The following is a 16,227-nucleotide window of genomic DNA, read 5'->3' on the forward strand; positions in this document are numbered from 1 at the left end:
GTACTCTTGCGCCCATGTACGGCTATGACCAGAACGCCGGGGCGCAGCAGCAGTACGCCCAGCCGCAGCAGCAGATGCCGGGCGGGTACGGCCAGCAGCCGCCGCTGTACCCCGAGCCGTCCCCGCCGTCCCTCGCGGACGCGGTGCGCGCCTTCACGACGGGCTCGATGTCGGCGGAGGACTTCCAGCAGGTCTTCGCCACGTCGAAGGTGTACTGCCCGCGCGGCGACAACCCCGGGTTCCTGGCGCTGCACAACACCCAGCAGCCGGTGATCCCGATGTTCACCTCCCTGAAGGAGCTGCGCCGGTACGCCGGCAAGGAGTCCAAGTACTTCGTGATCACGGGCGCCGAGGTCATCGACCTGCTGCCCACCGGGTACGGCTTCGTCGTGGACATGGAGGGCGAGCACCGCATGGTGTTCGACGCGAAGGCGGTCGAGCAGATGGTGGAGTTCGCGATGCGCAGGATGTACGGCTGAGGGTCGTTCCCTCATTCCCCAGCACGTCCGCAGACGGCGGAAACTCCCACGCGATTGTCACAGGCATGCCATAGGGTTCCTTCTGGCAGCCGCGCCCCATATGCCACCGCTCTCATGAGGTGGTGTGCGGGCGTCGCGCGGCGCTCTCGTCCCGGTCAGGCACCGGGTTTCCTTGTGGGGGTATCAGTACTGTGCGTACGCGCAGCATCTCGACCGCGACGGCGCTCGCGGTTCTCTTCAGCTCGGCGGCGCTGAGCGTCGCGGTGGCGGGGCCCGCCTCGGCCGCCGCCGTCTCCGTGTCCGCACCCGGCGGCATCGTCGCGGACGCCGCTCTCCAGCGGGTCTTCGTCGGCGACAGCGGGGCGGGGAAGATCCTCGCCGCCGACTACACCGGCGCGCTCGTCGACTCGGTGAGCGGTCTCGGCCGGGTCTCCGACCTGACGGTGTCCGACGACGGCGCCACCTTGTACGCGGCTGTCCAGGACCTGCACGAGATCGTGGCCCTGGACGCGGCCACACTCGATGTCAAGGTCCGCTACACCGTCCCCACCAACACCGGCCCCCGGTACGTCGCCTTCGCCGGCGGCAAGGTGTGGTTCACGTACGGCGACCAGTGGGACGGCGATCTGGGTTCGGTCGACCCGGCCCTGGACCCGGCGGGCGGAACCGACCCGGTGAAGATGGCGCAGTTCCCGACCGAGGGCACCTCTGCCGGACTCTGGGGCCCGGCGCTGCTGGACACCGACCCGAATCAGCCGGGCGTGCTCGCCGTCGGTCAGACAGGCATCTCCTCGGACTCGATGGCTGTCGTCGATGTCTCGGGCAGCGTGCCGAAGATCGTCGCGTGGTCGGATCTCGACTACTCGCTGAACAACGGCACCCACGACTTCGACCTCGTGCCCGGCGCCCCGCAGGTGCTGGTCAACGGCACGGACCGGGACGCCTACGCGGACGGGAAGTTCACCCCCGCCGGCTCCTACCCGGCCGGCCGGCGTGCGGACATCGCGCCGAACGGTCTGGTCGCCCAGGTCAACGGCGCCGACCTCGCCGTGTACCGGCCCGGCGCCTCAGCACCCCTGCGCACCTACACCACCGGCACGGACGGCACGCAGGACACACCCGACCTGACGTGGGCTCCGGACTCCTCGCGGATCTTCGCGGTCACGGGGCCGGAGAACGACTTCACCCTCAAGGTGTTCACCGGCCCGACGGTGAACACCTCGACCCTGACGGTGGACGCCCCGGCGAAGGCGACGCGCACCAAGCCGCTCACCGTGACCGGCAAGCTGACGGCGGACGAGTTGCCGAGCGACGCCAAGCTTCAGGTCACCCGCACCGACCTGGACAGCCCGAACGGCCACGCGCTGCCCTCCGTCGCGGTCAAGGCGGACGGTACGTACTCGTTCACCAACTCCCCGCCGGCCGGTGGCACGGTCACCTACAAGGTTTCGTACGCCGGTGACGCCGAGCACACCTCTGCCGTCGCGTCCGACAGGGTCGACGTCTCGCGTACCACTCCGGCGCTGACCGTCAACAACAACAAGAAGACGTACGACTACGGCAAGGACGTCTCCTTCACCGCGCACCTCGGGGCGACGTACAAGAACCGCACGGTCGAGATCTGGGTGGACCCCTACGGCACCGACCGGCCGAAGAAGCTGGTGAAGACCGGGAAGGTCAACGGGGCCGGGAACATCTCCACGATCGTGGACATGACCCGGGACATGGTCGTCACCGCCGTCTTCAAGGGCGACGCCCGCTACGCCCCCCGGACTGTCAGCTCCACGGCGTACGGCAAGGCCAGGAACTCGACCGCTGTCTCCAAGCACTACAAGACGGGCAGGATCGGCTCGCTCTCGTACTACTGGTTCCACAAGAACACCGACCCGGTGCTCACGACGACCATGAACTACTACCAGGGCCGCAAGCAGCGCTTCGAACTGCAGGTCCTGTTCCAGGGCACGTGGTACGCGACCTACTCGGAGTACTTCGCGGTCGGCGCCGACGGCAGGTCGGCGGTCCAGCTGGGTGCGCCCGGCGAAGCAGGCGTCAAGGCGCGGGTCCGCTCGGTGTATGCCGACGGCGCGTCCGGTGACAACGTGAACTCGACGTCGGTCGGAGCCTGGAAGTACCTGTACTTCAGCAACTAGCCACCACTCGGCCGGTCCCCGGCCGGCTGGGAAGGCCCGGAGGGAATGCCCTCCGGGCCTTCTCTGTTGGGGGTAGCAGGAAGTTCAATAATCAACTAAACTGGCCGCACAAGGAGGTCCCGACATGCCTGCAGTGACCGTCGAGAACCCGCTGACCCTGCCCCGTGTGGCCGCTTCGGCCGATGCCGTGGCGCGTCCCGTGCTCACCGTGACGACCGCGCCGAGCGGTTTCGAGGGTGAGGGATTCCCGGTGCGCCGGGCGTTCGCCGGGATCGCCTACAAGCACCTCGACCCGTTCATCATGATGGACCAGATGGGCGAGGTGGAGTACGCGCCGGGTGAGCCGAAAGGCACCCCCTGGCACCCCCACCGGGGCTTCGAGACCGTCACCTACATCATCGACGGGATCTTCGACCACCAGGACAGCCAGGGTGGCGGCGGCACCATCACCAACGGTGACACCCAGTGGATGACGGCCGGTTCGGGTCTCCTCCACATCGAGGCGCCGCCGGAGTCGCTGGTCGTGTCCGGCGGGCTCTTCCACGGAATCCAGCTGTGGGTCAACCTCCCGGCCAAGGACAAGATGATGGCCCCGCGCTACCAGGACATCCGTGGTGGCCAGGTCCAGCTGCTCACGTCCCACGACGGCGGCGCGCTCCTGCGCGTCATCGCCGGCGAGCTGGACGGTCACCAGGGTCCCGGTATCACCCACACCCCGATCAGCCTGGTCCACGCCACGGTGGCCCCGGGCGCGGAGGTCACCCTCCCCTGGCGGGAGGACTTCAACGGTCTCGCGTACGTCCTCGCCGGGCGCGGAAGCGTCGGCCCGGACCGGCGGGCGGTGCGCAAGGGCCAGACGGCGGTCTTCGGCGCGGGTTCGTCGATCACGGTCCGCGCGGACGAACTGCAGGACGCGAACACCCCGGACCTGGAGGTCGTCCTCCTGGGCGGCCAGCCCATCCGCGAGCCGATGGCCCACTACGGTCCCTTCGTGATGAACACGAGGGCGGAGCTTGAGCAGGCGTTCGAGGACTTCCAGAAGGGCCGGCTGGGGACTGTCCCGGCGGTTCACGGGATGTCCGAGGGTGGTCTGTAGGACCCCGGGAAGTTCAGTACTGTACGGCCGGGCCCGAAGTCGCAACTAGGTTTTGCGACTTCGGGCCTGTCTTGCTTACAGGGCTACGGCAGCACGTAGAACGGCGCACCGTCCGGAGCGCGGCCCACCTGACGCACACACCCGTGCTCGGACAGACTCCAGGGCGTTGCTGACGCGGTCGGGTGTCAGCCCGGTGCAGACGGCGATCTCCTCCACGCTGTAGTCGGCGCCGCCGTGGAGCAGCGCCGGGGCCAGGTGGGCGGCGACCGTGTGGACGTCCTCGGTGACGGCGAGGTTCCTGGACCTCCAGTTGGTCAGAAGCTGCTCGGGCGTCAACTCCGGTGCCCGGACGGGCCGGGTGCGGTCGTTGGGGCGTCGGAGGGTCTGGGCGATGTCCCGCAGTACATCGACCATCACCTTCTGGTTGTCGTTGATCTGGCGCAGTAGATCGTCCGTCCGGATGTTGCGCTGTTCGAGTGTGACGAGGGCATCGGCGACCTGCTGCGGCATGACGTAGGCGGTGCCGCCGGTGGCAGCGGGCTGCAGGGGAGCCGGTTCGAGGGAGTAGGAGCCGTCGCGCTGGATGGTGGCGAGGACTTCGGAGACCCAGGTCTTGAAGGGCTCTGCCTCCGGCTTCGTACAGCCGTTGACCAACAGGATCAGGCCCTTAAGGTTGATCACGTTCATGTCTCGTCGCCACTCCCGACCTGCGGGAACGCTGAGACAGTGCCTTCCAGTCACAGTCTCAAGAAACTCTCGGTGCTCTTCGGGGACGTGGTCGAGCAGGGCCTTTCGGGTGGTTGTGTACCCCAGTTCCTTGCAGACGTCCGCCGCGGGAAACCAGTGCGTCCCGTCCGGCATGGTCAGCCTCCGTACCCGCGCCCCCGTGGCCGCGAACACGAAGTCGTTGATGTCGATCGCGTCCGTGTGCTGCCGCTGTGCCGTCGACTCGTCCGACGGTGTGTTGTTGTTCTGCTCGTACATCGAGCATCACCTCCGTCCCCGAAAATAGGCAGGTGGGGGCGCTACTCGTGTTCGAAGCACGGTTGTTGACCCGTTCGTGGCTGACGCATCGATTCTGCCGAGCGTCACGCTCACACTCACCCCGGTATCTCCGTGTCCGGTGTCTCGACGCCATCGAGAAGTGACGGCCGATGCACGCGCGGGGGCCTCCGCCGAACGGGAGCCAGGCGTAGCGATGGCGGTGGGTGGTCCAGGGCGAGATGGACCCTGGTCAGCTACCGGAGCCGGTCCACGGTCGCTGCCGTGTACGGCTCCGCCGGGGGCACGAGGGTGGAGGCCGACGCACAGCGCCGTCTGAAGAACGTGTTCGCGGAGATGGCCCGTCGCGGAGTTCGGTGGCACCGAGGCTGCCGTCTTCGTCGCTCCGCGCCCGGGAGCGGAGGGAGCGCAGGTCCTCGCCCTGGCCCACGCCCTGGCCCACGCCCTGGCCCACGCCCTGGCCCTCGGTTCCGGTTCCGTCGCTCCGGCGCGTCGCGATGATCCTTTCGCAGACCTCGTACACATCCCGGGTCGCCGCTCACTCCGGCTTCGGCTCCGTCTCCTCCCGCTCCTCTTTCTTCTCCTCTTTCTCCTGGGTCCTCTCGTACAGCTCGAACCAGATGCTCTTGCCCTCGCCCCGCGGGTCGACCCCCCATGCGTCCGAGAGCATCTCGATCAGCATCAGGCCCCGGCCCGACGAGGCCAGTTCGCCCGGGCGGCGTTTGTGCGGGAGGTCGTCGCTGACGTCCGTGACCTCGACGCGGATGCGGCGCTCGCCCGGGCCGCCCGTGACCTCGGCGACGACCAGGGCGTCGGCGTCCGTGTGGACCAGGACGTTGGTGGCCGTTTCCGAGATCAGGAGGACGGCCGAGTCGACCTGGTCGGGGCAGGGCCAGTCGTGGAGCTGTTCGCGCAGTTGCTGGCGGGCGACGGCGACGCGCTCGGGTTCCGCCTGGGCGATCGTCAGCATGGTGCGCCGGACGGTGGGGCGTGGCGCCGGCGGCAGTGTGCCGTCGGTGGCGCATTCACCGGGGCGGCTCAGCAGCAGCAGCGCGATGTCGTCCTCGCGGCGGTCGGCCAGCGGGCCCGTGGTGTGGTGGGAGGAGGGACCGTGCACGGCCCGGACCAGGGAGTCGGCCAGTTCCTCCAGACCGTCGTCCTTGATCTCTCCCTTGTGTTCCTCCAGCGTCCTGCGGATGCGCTGCCAGCCCGTCTCCAGGTCGTGGCCGCCGGTCTCGATCAGGCCGTCGGTGCACAGGAGCATGGTCTCGCCCGGTTCCAGGGCCAGGAGGGTGGTGGGGTAGTCGGCGTCCGGGTCGATGCCCAGGGGCAGGCCGCCCGCGGTCGGGCGGGCCAGTACCGTGCCGTCCGCCATACGGATCGCCGGGTCCGGGTGGCCGGCGCGGGCGATCTCCAGGACGCCGGTCGTGGGGTCGACCTCGACGTACAGGCAGGTCGCGAAGCGCAGGTCGCCGGCGCCGGCGCCCTCGTGGACGGCGTTGTGGGTGATGCCGTGCAGGAAGCGGGACGCGCGGGAGAGGACCGCGTCGGGGCGGTGGCCCTCGGAGGCGTAGGCGCGCAGCGCTATCCGGAGCTGGCCCATCAGACCGGCGGCGCGGACGTCGTGGCCCTGGACGTCGCCGATGACCAGGGCGAAGCGTCCGCCGCCGGGCAGCGGGATCATGTCGTACCAGTCGCCGCCGACCTGGAGGCCGCCGCCGGTCGGTATGTAGCGGGCGGCGACGTCCATGCCGGGTATGTCGGGGCCGAGGGTCGGCAGCATGGACCGTTGGAGACCGTCGGTCAGTTCGCGTTCCGACTCGGCCACGCCCGCCCGGGAGAGGGCCTGGGCGAGCATGCGGGCGACCGTCGTCAGGACGGAGCGTTCGTCGGGGGTGAAGCTGACCGGGTAGGCGAAGCCCGCCATCCAGGCGCCCATCGTGCGGCCCGCGACGGTCAGGGGCAGGAACGCCCAGGACTGGCGGTCGAACACCTGGGCGAGAGGCCAGGCGGTGGGGTAGCGGGTCTTGTAGGCCTCGGGGGAGGAGAGGTAGACGGCCCGGCCGGTGCGGACGACCTCGGCGGCCGGATAGTCGGTCTCCAGGGGCATGTGGGAGAAGGGGCGCTCGTCGCCGGGGCGCTGGCCGTGGTGGCCGACGACGGTGAGACGGTCGCCCTGGACGCCGAAGACGGCGAGGCCGTCCGGTGAGAAGCCCGGCATCGACAGGCCGGCCGCGACCCGCAGTACCTCCTCCGTGGACCGCGCCTCGGCCAGTGCCCGGCCCGCGTCCAGCAGGAACGCCTCGCGGGAGCGGCGCCAGTCACCGGTGACCGGGGTGCGTGCGGCGGCGCCCGGCGGAGGCTCGGTGACCTCCTGGAGGGTGCCCATCACGTCGTACGCCTTGCGGACGAGGTCGAAGGTCGGCTTCGCGCGGCTGCGTGCGGTACGGATCACCCGGCCCTGCTCGTCCATGACCCGCACCCGGATCTCGGCGATGCTGTCCTCGGCCACGGCGAGCTGGATGACGCCGGTGACCTCGTTCCAGTCGACCGGGTGGAGGCGGGCCCGGGTCGCGGCCTCCGTGAGGGTGGTCGGCCGGGCGGGCAGGCCGAGCAGGCGGGCCGCCTCGGCGTCGAGTGTGACCAGTTGTGTTGCTGTGTCCCAATGCCACAGGCCGGTTGCGAGGGCGACCAGGACGTCCCCCACGGCGGGCAGGGGCTCACCAGTGCGCATTGACCTACTTTATGGAGAGGTGATCGCAGCGTGCCACCCAAGCTGTACGGACCAAGCGGTACGCGAGCCTGCGCGGGCGGCAGTGGCACGGGCAGCGGGTCGACCGCGCACCCGAACAATTGCGGGGAAGCGGTCTCAGGGCGGCCGGTACCCTTGGGTCTGTGTTTTCGGAGGTTTCGGTGTTTCACGTGAAACACCGGCCTCGATCCCTGATCCCCGATCCGCGAAGGCTGGATGAACGACGATGCATCGGTACAGGTCCCACACCTGCGGCGAGCTCCGCGCCTCTGACGTCGGCAGCGACGTCCGGCTGAGCGGCTGGCTGCACAATCGGCGCGACCTGGGCGGCATCCTCTTCATCGACCTGCGCGATCACCACGGCATCACGCAGCTCGTCGCCCGCCCCGGCACGCCCGCCTACGAGGCCCTCGACAAGGTCTCCAAGGAGTCGACGGTCCGCGTCGACGGCAAGGTCGTCTCGCGCGGCGCGGAGAACATCAACCCCGAGCTGCCCACGGGTGAGGTCGAGGTCGAGGTCGGCGAGGTGGAACTGCTCGGCGCCGCCCAGCCGCTGCCCTTCACGATCAACGCCGAGGACGGGGTCAACGAGGAGCGGCGCCTGGAGTACCGCTTCCTGGACCTGCGCCGCGAGCGCATGCACCGCAACATCATGCTGCGTACGGCTGTCATCTCGGCGATCCGTCACAAGATGACCGCGCTCGGCTTCAACGAGATGGCCACGCCGATCCTGACGGCGACCTCCCCGGAAGGCGCCCGCGACTTCGTCGTCCCGTCCCGCCTCAACCCGGGCAGGTTCTACGCGCTGCCGCAGGCCCCGCAGCAGTTCAAGCAGCTGCTGATGATCTCCGGGTTCGACCGCTACTTCCAGATCGCGCCCTGTTTCCGTGACGAGGACGCGCGCGCGGACCGTTCGCCGGGCGAGTTCTACCAGCTCGACGTGGAGATGAGCTTCGTCGAGCAGGAGGACGTCTTCCAGCCGATCGAGCGGCTGATGACCGAGCTGTTCACCGAGTTCGGCAAGGGCCGTGAGGTCACCTCGCCCTTCCCCCGCATCCCGTTCCGCGAGGCGATGCTGAAGTACGGCTCCGACAAGCCGGACCTGCGCGCCCAGCTGGAGCTTGTCGACATCACCGACATCTTCGAGGGCTCGGAGTTCAAGGCCTTCGCGGGCAAGCACGTACGCGCCCTGCCGGTGCCGGACGTGGCGTCGCAGTCCCGGAAGTTCTTCGACCAGCTCGGTGACTTCGCCGTCACGCTGGGCGCGAAGGGTCTGGCCTGGGTGCGGGTCACGGAGGACGGTTCGCTGTCCGGCCCGATCGCGAAGTTCCTCACCGAGGAGAACGTCGCCGAGCTGACCAAGCGGCTCTCGCTGGCCGCCGGACACGCCGTGTTCTTCGGCGCGGGCGAGTTCGACGAGGTCTCGAAGATCATGGGCGCGGTGCGCGTCGAGGCCGCCAAGCGCGCCGGGCACTTCGAGGAGAACGTCTTCCGGTTCTGCTGGATCGTCGACTTCCCGATGTTCGAGAAGGACGAGGAAACCGGCAAGATCGACTTCTCGCACAACCCGTTCTCGATGCCCCAGGGTGGCATGGAGGCCCTGGAGACCCAGGACCCGCTGGACATCCTGGCCTGGCAGTACGACATCGTCTGCAACGGCACGGAGCTGTCCTCCGGCGCCATCCGTAACCACGAGCCCGACATCATGCTGAAGGCGTTCGGTATCGCGGGCTACGACGAGGAGACCGTCGAGCGCGAGTTCGCCGGCATGCTCCGCGCGCTGCGCTTCGGCGCCCCTCCGCACGGTGGCATCGCCCCGGGCGTGGACCGCATCGTCATGCTCCTCGCCGACGAGCCGAACATCCGCGAGACGATCGCGTTCCCGCTCAACGGCAACGCCCAGGACCTGATGATGGGCGCGCCGACGGAGCTGGAGGAGACGAGGCTCCGGGAGCTGCACATCTCGGTGCGGAAGCCGCAGCCGAAGTAAATTCGGCAGGCGATTCCGGTTGTCGCAGGAATGCCTCGGTAGGACGTGGAGTGGCTCGGAATCGGCGGCGATTCCGGGCCATTCTCATGCGGTGCCCAGGAAACACGGGAAGTCACACCTCTCTGACAGGTCGCGTTCATGATCTCGGTGGCCATCTGACGCACCTACGGCTCGACGAAGGGCCCGGAACCCTCCCTCAGGTTCCGGGCCCTGACGTATGCCGTAACCCCTCGTCCTCCCAACTCCCTGCCGTACCGGCCTTGGTGAGGAAAAAAATCCCGGGAGGCGCCCGGCAACCTTTCCGGTACCCGGCGACCACTGATGAGCCGTAAGCCCCGTCCCCACTGGAGCTTCACGAACCGCACGAGTTCCACAACCACGTAAGGACTCATCCGTGGCATCCCCCTCTCACCGCCGGTCCCTTCGCACGCGGCGCACAGTTCTGGTCTCCACCGCGGCCGTGGCCGCCGCCGGGCTCGGCGCCGCCGTGCTGGCCATGAACGCCAACGCGAGCCCCGTCGACCTGGCCCACCAGGTGCTGCCCGCGAAGGACGGCTGGGCGGCCTCCGGCACCGGTACGACCGGTGGCGCGCGTGCCGACTCCGCACACGTCTTCACCGTCAGCACCCGCGCGCAGCTGGTGAAGGCGCTGGGCAGCGCCACCAACTCCACGGCGAAGATCATCAAGATCAAGGGCGTCATCGACGCCAACACGAACGACGCCGGCAAGAAGCTGACCTGCGCCGACTACGCCGCCGGCACGGGATACTCGCTGGCCGCCTACCTCAAGGCGTACGACCCGGCCACCTACGGCAAGAAGGCGCCCGCGGGCACGCAGGAGAAGGCCCGGGACGCCGCCAAGCAGAAGCAGTCGAAGAGCATCGTCTTCAAGGTGCCGGCGAACACCACCATCGTGGGCGTGCCCGGCACCAAGGCCGGCATCACCGGCGGCAGCCTCCAGGTGAAGGACGTCGACAACGTCATCATCCGCAACCTGGCCCTCACCGCCACCGAGGACTGCTTCCCGCAGTGGGACCCGAAGGACGGGTCGACCGGAAACTGGAACTCCGCCTACGACGCGGTCACCCTGCGCGGCGCCACGCACGTGTGGGCGGACCACAACACGTTCAGCGACTCGCCGTTCTTCGACAAGGCCGAGAAGACGTACTTCGGCCGCGAGTACCAGATCCACGACGGCGCCCTCGACATCACCAACGGCTCCGACCTGGTGACCGTGGAGCGCAACCAGTTCACCAACCACGACAAGACGATGCTGATCGGCAGCAGCGACACCGACAGCGTCGGCAAGCTGCGCGTCTCCATCCACCACAACGTGTGGAAGGGCATCACCCAGCGCGCCCCGCTGGCCCGCATCGGCCAGATCCACGTCTACAACAACGTCTACGAGACGGCGACCCTCAACGGCTACGAGCCCAAGTACAGTCTCGACTCCCGCGCGAAGGCGCAGGTCGTCGCCGAGAACAACTCCTGGACGCTGCCGGCCGGCGCGAAGGTCGCGAAGCTGCTGAGCGGTGACGGTACGGGTTCGGTCGCGGGCGGCGGCAACCTCGTCAACGGCAAGGTGACCGACCTCGTCGCCGCGTACAACGCCGCGAACTCGAAGAAGCTGAAGACGACGGTCAACTGGAAGCCGACCCTCACCGCCGGTCTGGAGACCTCCGCGAAGAACCTGGTCGCGGAGCTGACAGGCACGGTCGGCACGGGAGTTCTGTCCTAGCTGCTTGTGGCCGGTCCTGGCTGCTGCCGGCCGCGATGCCACCCGTCAGGATCTGACAGCGCCGAGGCGCCCGGGGGAGGTTTTCACCCCGGGCGCCTCGATGTGTGACGGGAGGCTTTCTTACGCGCACGGGAGGTTCGCAGGCGGCGCACAGACTTCTCGTCGGAGGCGCACAGTGGCCGGGCGTTCCATGGGAACTGTCGCAGAGGGGTACCCGCGGGGTACCCGCACCTCACGGCATGTTCCACTCACGCTCGCGTTGGAGGAAGTCATGGCAATCGTCGTTCCGCTCACGCTGCTGCTGATCGTGGGAGCGGTGGCTTCCGTCGTCCTGCTGCGCGGGCGGTCCGGGGCGTACGCGGTTCCGGCGGGACTTTCCGGAATGTCCGGGCTGGACGCCGAGGTCGAGGCCAATCGGTGGGTGGTGCGGCTCGGGGGGAGCATGGCCGGTCTCCGGCCGGGGGCGGACGAAGCCGCCGCGCAGGCGTTGGCCGAGGCCGCCGGACGGCATCGCGCCGCCCGCGGCCAACTGGCCACCGCCCGCACCCCCGCCGATTACGCCGTCGCGAGGCAGACCGCTGTGGAGGGTCTCCGGTACGTCCGTGCCGCTCGCAGCGCCCTCGGGCTGGAGTCCGCACCGCAGGGCGCCGACGCCGGTGCCGATGGCACTGCGGATGGCGATGCCGATTCCGGCGACACGAACGACCGAACCGCCCGTCGACTCCGGGAAGCAAACGGGCGGTTCGGTGTGACGGCCTGAGGTCTGCAATTCCCTACGCGGCTGCCCTATGGCTGTGCCCTACGGCTGCTCGGGGGCGCCGCCGAAGCGCTCTTTGTACGTTTCCAGGTCGTCGTCCGTCAGCTTCGCGAACAGCACCGGCGGGACCGTGAAGGCGGTGCCGGCGGGGACGGCGGACAGGGACTTCGCCTCGTCGGCCGTGACCCATGTGCGACGCTTTTCATCAGACGCAGTGTCCGGCAGCGCGAACGCCGCGCGCATCGTCGCCGCCGTCGCCGGGATGAAGGGTTCCGAGACCACCGCGTAGAGGTGGATCAGGTTCATCGCCGTACGGAGGGTCAGGGCCGCGCCGTCCTGGTCGGTCTTGATCTCCAGCCAGGGCGCCTTCTCCTCCAGGTAGGAGTTGCCGGCCGACCACAGGGCGCGCAGTGCCGCCGCCGCCTTGCGGAACTGGAGTGCCTCCAACTGGCTCTCGTACTCCGCGAGAAGCTCGGCGATCTGCTCGCCCAGCTTCGTCTCCGCCTCGCCGGCCGTCGAGCCCGCCGGGACCTCGTCGCCGAAGCGCTTCTTCGAGAAGGAGAGGACACGGTTGACGAAGTTGCCGAGGGTGTCCGCCAGGTCCTTGTTCACCGTGGCGGTGAAGTGCTCCCAGGTGAAGGAGGAGTCGTCGGACTCGGGGGCGTTGGCGATCAGGAAGTAGCGCCAGTAGTCGGCGGGGAGGATGGACAGGGCCTGGTCGGTGAAGACGCCGCGCTTCTGGGACGTGGAGAACTTTCCGCCGTAGTACGTCAGCCAGTTGAAGGCCTTGACGACGTCGACCTTCTTCCACGGTTCACGGACGCCGAGTTCCGTGGCCGGGAACATCACCGTGTGGAAGGGGACGTTGTCCTTGGCCATGAACTCCGTGTAGCGGACGGGATCGTCGCCGGCGTCGGCCTCGTACCACCAGGACTTCCAGTCCCCGCCGGTGGCGTCCGCCCACTCCTTCGTCGCGGCGATGTACTCGATCGGGGCGTCGAACCAGACGTAGAAGACCTTGCCCTCGGCCGCCAGCTCCGGCCAGGTGTCCGCCGGGACCGGGACGCCCCAGTCCAGGTCACGGGTGATCGCCCGGTCGTGCAGACCCTCGGTCAGCCACTTGCGGGCGATGGAGGAGGCGAGGTGGGGCCACTGGCCCTCGTGGGCGGTCACCCATTCCTCGACCTCGTGCTGGAGCTTCGACTGGAGGAGGAAGAGGTGCTTGGTCTCGCGGACCTCCAGGTCGGTGGAACCGGAGATCGCGGACCGGGGGTCGATCAGGTCGGTGGGGTCGAGCACGCGGGTGCAGTTCTCGCACTGGTCGCCACGGGCCTTGTCGTAACCGCAGTGGGGGCAGGTGCCCTCGACATAGCGGTCAGGGAGGAAGCGGCTGTCGGCGGGGCTGTACACCTGGCGGATCGCGCGCTCTTCGATGAACCCGTTCTCGTTGAGGCGGCGGGCGAAGTGCTGGGTGATCTCCACGTTCTGCGGACTGGAACTCCGGCCGAAGTAGTCGAAGGCCAGCGCGAAACCGTCGTACACCGCCTTCTGCGCGTCGTGCGCCTGCGCGCAGAAGTCCGCTACGGGGATGCCCTGCTCCTTCGCCGCGAGCTCGGCCGGGGTGCCGTGTTCGTCGGTCGCGCAGATGTAGAGGACGTCGTGGCCACGCTGACGGAGGTAACGGGCGTACACGTCCGCCGGGAGCATGGACCCCACCATGTTGCCCAGGTGCTTGATCCCGTTGATGTACGGAAGGGCGCTGGTGATGAGGTGTCGAGCCATCGGGGGGCTGCTCCCAGGTTGGTTTCCTGCTGCTTCGCGAACCTTGAAATCGTAGCTGCGCGTGGACCCCCGCCGCGCCGGTATATACTCTGTGAGCCGTCTATCTATATTCGGAGGTCTGTCATGTCGAAGCTGCTCATCGAGGTCGACGACGAGGCTCTGGCGGAAGCTCAGGTTCTCCTTGGCACCAAGACCAAGAAGGACACCGTCAACACCGCGCTGCTGGAAGTCGCCAAGCGGCGCAGCCGGGCCATAGCGCTGGCCAAGCTCCGTGAGAGGGGGGCACGTGGTGACTTCGACATCCTTCTGGACAAGAGGAACTACCGCCGGTGAGTGACGTCTCGTATCTGATCGACACCTCGGCAGCTGTGCGCATGCTCAGCAGCGACGCGTACGACGAGGACTGGGGCCAAGTACTCGACAACGGGCTGGTCGCGCTGTGCGATCTGACGGAGTTGGAAATGCTTTTCTCCGCTCGCGGGCGAGCGGACCGAGAAGGTATCCAGGAGGAGCTGCGGCAGCTCTTCAGCTGGACCCTGATGCCGGATGGCATCTACCAGCGTGCCCGCGAGGTTCAGCAACTGCTCACCGACAACGGTGAGCACCGCTCGGCCGGGCCGGTCGACCTGCTCGTCGCCGCCACGGCCGAGCTGTCGGGCCTGACCCTTCTCCATCACGACCGGGACTTCGACACGGTCGCCCGCCGTACGGGCCAGTCGACCGTCTGGTTGGCCGAACCCGAGCCCGAGCCCAAGTCCTGAAGGCGTAAGAGGCAGGGGAGGGTGAGGGCGAGGGGAGATGGCTGAGTTCGGCCGATTTTTTCCCCTTCACCCAACCAGTCCCTCACTACGCGCTCGGCTTCTCCTCCAGGCGGGGGAACAGCACCGCGCCCTTGGTGATCGTCGCGCCCGCCGGGAGCCGGCCCCAGGTGGCGGTGTCGGTGATCCGCTGGTCGGGGAGTGCGCCGAGGACGGCGTCCGCGCCGAGGGAGTCCCAGAGCTTCTGTGAGGTGTCCGGCATGACCGGGTTGAGCAGGACAGCTACCGCGCGCAGCGATTCCGCGGCCGTGTAGAGGATCGTTGCCAGGCGGGCCCGGCCCTCCGGAGAGTCGTCCTTCGCGACCTTCCAGGGCTCCTGCTCCGTGATGTAGCCGTTGACCTGCTTCACGAAGTCGAAGATTGCCAGGATGCCGCCCTGGAAGTCCACCTCGTCGCCGATCCGGCGGTCCGCCTCGGCCACCGCCTTGGCCATGCCGTCCTGGACGGCCTTCTCGGCCTCGCCCGCCGCCGTCGCCTCCGGCAGCGTGCCGCCGAAGTACTTGCCGACCATCGCCGCCAGACGCGAGGCGAGGTTGCCGTAGTCGTTCGCCAGCTCGCTCGTGTAGCGGGCGGAGAAGTCCTCCCAGGAGAACGAGCCGTCCTGGCCGAACGCGATCGCCCGCAGGAAGTACCAGCGGTACGCGTCCACACCGAAGTGGGAAGTCAGGTCCTGCGGCTTGATGCCCGTCAGGTTCGACTTCGACATCTTCTCGCCGCCGACCATCAGCCAGCCGTTGGCCGCGATCTTGCCGGGCAGCGGCAGACCCTGCGCCATCAGCATCGCGGGCCAGATGATCGCGTGGAAGCGCAGGATGTCCTTGCCGACCAGGTGGACATCGGCGGGGAAGGTGTTCCCGAACTTCTCCGGGTTCTCGTTGTAACCGACCGCCGTCGCGTAGTTCAGCAGCGCGTCGACCCACACGTAGATCACGTGCTTGTCGTCCCACGGGACCGGGACGCCCCAGTCGAAGGTGGAACGGGAGATGGAGAGGTCCTGGAGACCCTGGCGGACGAAGTTCACGACCTCGTTGCGCGCCGACTCGGGCTGGATGAAGTCCGGGTTCGCCTCGTAGTGGGCTAGGAGTTTCTCGCCGTACCCGCTCAGCTTGAAGAAGTAGTTCTCCTCCTTGAGGATCTCCACCGGCTTCTTGTGGATGGCACACAGTTTCGTGCCGTCCTCCGCCTCGATGAGGTCGCCGGGGAGTTTGTACTCCTCGCAGCCCACGCAGTACGGGCCCTCGTAGCCGCCCTGGTAGATCTCACCCTTGTCGTGGAGATCCTGGACGAACTCCTGGACGCGGTCCGTGTGGCGCTTCTCCGTCGTACGGATGAAGTCGTCGTTCGCGATTCCCAGGTGTTCCCAGAGGGGTTTCCAGGCATCGTCGACGAGTTTGTCCGCCCACTCCTGCGGGCTGACGCCGTTCGCCTCCGCGGTGCGCATGATCTTCTGACCGTGCTCGTCCGTGCCGGTGAGGTACCACACCTTCTCGCCGCGCTGACGGTGCCAGCGCGTGAGCACGTCGCCTGCGACGGTCGTGTAGGCGTGGCCCAGGTGAGGAGCGTCGTTGACGTAGTAAATGGGGGTGGAGACGTAGTACGCCTTCCCGCCCTGCTTCTCGGATTCCGTGGCCGCCATGGTCGGAAGCCTACTGGCCGAGGGGAG

At 68.2% G+C, this 16,227-nt stretch carries 12 protein-coding genes and 1 pseudogene; 8 read left to right on the forward strand and 5 right to left on the reverse strand.

Features of this window, described 5'->3' with window-relative positions:
* Positions 1–14: 14 nt before the first annotated feature.
* The 3 genes from QA861_RS22990 (at position 15) to QA861_RS23000 (ending at position 3,725) form a co-directional block, all read left to right on the forward strand.
* Positions 15–479 (forward strand): SseB family protein, encoded by a 465-nt coding sequence (locus tag QA861_RS22990; RefSeq protein ID WP_235476750.1) that lies wholly within the window; start codon positions 15–17, stop codon positions 477–479.
* Positions 480–670: 191 nt separating this feature from the next.
* A complete protein-coding gene (locus QA861_RS22995) occupies positions 671–2,629 on the forward strand; it encodes a YncE family protein (RefSeq protein WP_334590176.1) in 1,959 nt (652 codons plus the stop codon).
* A gap of 124 nt (positions 2,630–2,753) precedes the next feature.
* On the forward strand, positions 2,754–3,725 hold the full coding sequence (locus QA861_RS23000) for a pirin family protein (protein ID WP_334590177.1): 972 nt from the start codon (positions 2,754–2,756) through the stop codon (positions 3,723–3,725).
* 75 nt (positions 3,726–3,800) lie between these two features.
* On the opposite strand, the gene QA861_RS23005 is transcribed toward QA861_RS23000, so the two are convergent.
* The 3 genes and pseudogenes from QA861_RS23005 to QA861_RS23015 form a co-directional block, all read right to left on the reverse strand.
* Complete coding sequence (locus tag QA861_RS23005) at positions 3,801–4,709, reverse strand: BRO-N domain-containing protein (RefSeq protein WP_334590178.1); 909 nt, start codon at positions 4,707–4,709, stop codon at positions 3,801–3,803.
* 151 nt (positions 4,710–4,860) lie between these two features.
* Positions 4,861–4,950: pseudogene (locus tag QA861_RS23010) on the reverse strand (cytochrome P450); the annotation flags it as partial.
* A 315-nt stretch (positions 4,951–5,265) separates the two neighbouring features.
* Positions 5,266–7,461, reverse strand: coding sequence for an ATP-binding SpoIIE family protein phosphatase (locus QA861_RS23015; protein ID WP_334590179.1), 2,196 nt, complete (start codon positions 7,459–7,461; stop codon positions 5,266–5,268).
* Positions 7,462–7,705: 244 nt separating this feature from the next.
* Here QA861_RS23015 and aspS point away from each other — a divergent pair, with 244 nt between their 5' ends.
* The 3 genes from aspS to QA861_RS23030 all read left to right on the forward strand — a co-directional run bounded on the left by aspS (position 7,706) and on the right by QA861_RS23030 (position 11,967).
* Positions 7,706–9,469, forward strand: coding sequence for an aspartate--tRNA ligase (gene aspS / locus QA861_RS23020; protein WP_334590181.1), 1,764 nt, complete (start codon positions 7,706–7,708; stop codon positions 9,467–9,469).
* 394 nt (positions 9,470–9,863) lie between these two features.
* The gene (locus tag QA861_RS23025) at positions 9,864–11,207 is read left to right on the forward strand and encodes a pectate lyase family protein (RefSeq protein WP_334590182.1); all 1,344 of its coding nucleotides are present in this window, start codon (positions 9,864–9,866) and stop codon (positions 11,205–11,207) included.
* Positions 11,208–11,478: 271 nt separating this feature from the next.
* Entirely contained in the window at positions 11,479–11,967 is a 489-nt protein-coding gene (locus QA861_RS23030; RefSeq protein ID WP_334590183.1) for a hypothetical protein, read from the forward strand.
* A 39-nt stretch (positions 11,968–12,006) separates the two neighbouring features.
* Here the strand turns inward: QA861_RS23030 and metG (QA861_RS23035) are convergent, their stop codons facing one another.
* Positions 12,007–13,746, reverse strand: a complete 1,740-nt coding sequence (gene metG, locus QA861_RS23035) for a methionine--tRNA ligase (RefSeq protein ID WP_334590184.1) — start codon at positions 13,744–13,746, stop codon at positions 12,007–12,009.
* A 123-nt stretch (positions 13,747–13,869) separates the two neighbouring features.
* Between metG (QA861_RS23035) and QA861_RS23040 the strand changes: the two genes are divergently transcribed.
* Positions 13,870–14,079 carry a type II toxin-antitoxin system VapB family antitoxin gene (locus tag QA861_RS23040; RefSeq protein WP_164312127.1) on the forward strand — a complete coding sequence of 70 codons (210 nt, stop codon included), beginning with the start codon at positions 13,870–13,872 and terminating at the stop codon, positions 14,077–14,079.
* Positions 14,076–14,507, forward strand: coding sequence for a PIN domain nuclease (locus QA861_RS23045; RefSeq protein WP_334590185.1), 432 nt, complete (start codon positions 14,076–14,078; stop codon positions 14,505–14,507). Before QA861_RS23040 ends, QA861_RS23045 begins: the two co-directional genes overlap by 4 nt.
* Positions 14,508–14,592: 85 nt before the next feature.
* Here QA861_RS23045 and metG (QA861_RS23050) read toward each other — a convergent pair whose 3' ends face one another.
* Positions 14,593–16,200: a methionine--tRNA ligase gene (gene metG, locus QA861_RS23050; protein WP_334590186.1), complete on the reverse strand. Its 1,608-nt coding sequence runs from the start codon at positions 16,198–16,200 to the stop codon at positions 14,593–14,595.
* Positions 16,201–16,227 lie beyond the last annotated feature (27 nt).

It is taken from the genome of Streptomyces sp. B21-083 (genome assembly GCF_036898825.1).
Classification (GTDB): domain Bacteria; phylum Actinomycetota; class Actinomycetes; order Streptomycetales; family Streptomycetaceae; genus Streptomyces.

Coding starts and splice junctions, on each gene's coding strand:
- metG (WP_334590184.1), bottom strand. CDS start 13,746: ATGGCTCGACACCTCATCACCAGCGCCCTTCCGTACATCAACGGGATC.
- QA861_RS23040 (WP_164312127.1), top strand. CDS start 13,870: ATGTCGAAGCTGCTCATCGAGGTCGACGACGAGGCTCTGGCGGAAGCT.
- QA861_RS23000 (WP_334590177.1), top strand. CDS start 2,754: ATGCCTGCAGTGACCGTCGAGAACCCGCTGACCCTGCCCCGTGTGGCC.
- QA861_RS23030 (WP_334590183.1), top strand. CDS start 11,479: ATGGCAATCGTCGTTCCGCTCACGCTGCTGCTGATCGTGGGAGCGGTG.
- QA861_RS22990 (WP_235476750.1), top strand. CDS start 15: ATGTACGGCTATGACCAGAACGCCGGGGCGCAGCAGCAGTACGCCCAG.
- QA861_RS23005 (WP_334590178.1), bottom strand. CDS start 4,709: ATGTACGAGCAGAACAACAACACACCGTCGGACGAGTCGACGGCACAG.
- metG (WP_334590186.1), bottom strand. CDS start 16,200: ATGGCGGCCACGGAATCCGAGAAGCAGGGCGGGAAGGCGTACTACGTC.
- QA861_RS23015 (WP_334590179.1), bottom strand. CDS start 7,461: ATGCGCACTGGTGAGCCCCTGCCCGCCGTGGGGGACGTCCTGGTCGCC.
- aspS (WP_334590181.1), top strand. CDS start 7,706: ATGCATCGGTACAGGTCCCACACCTGCGGCGAGCTCCGCGCCTCTGAC.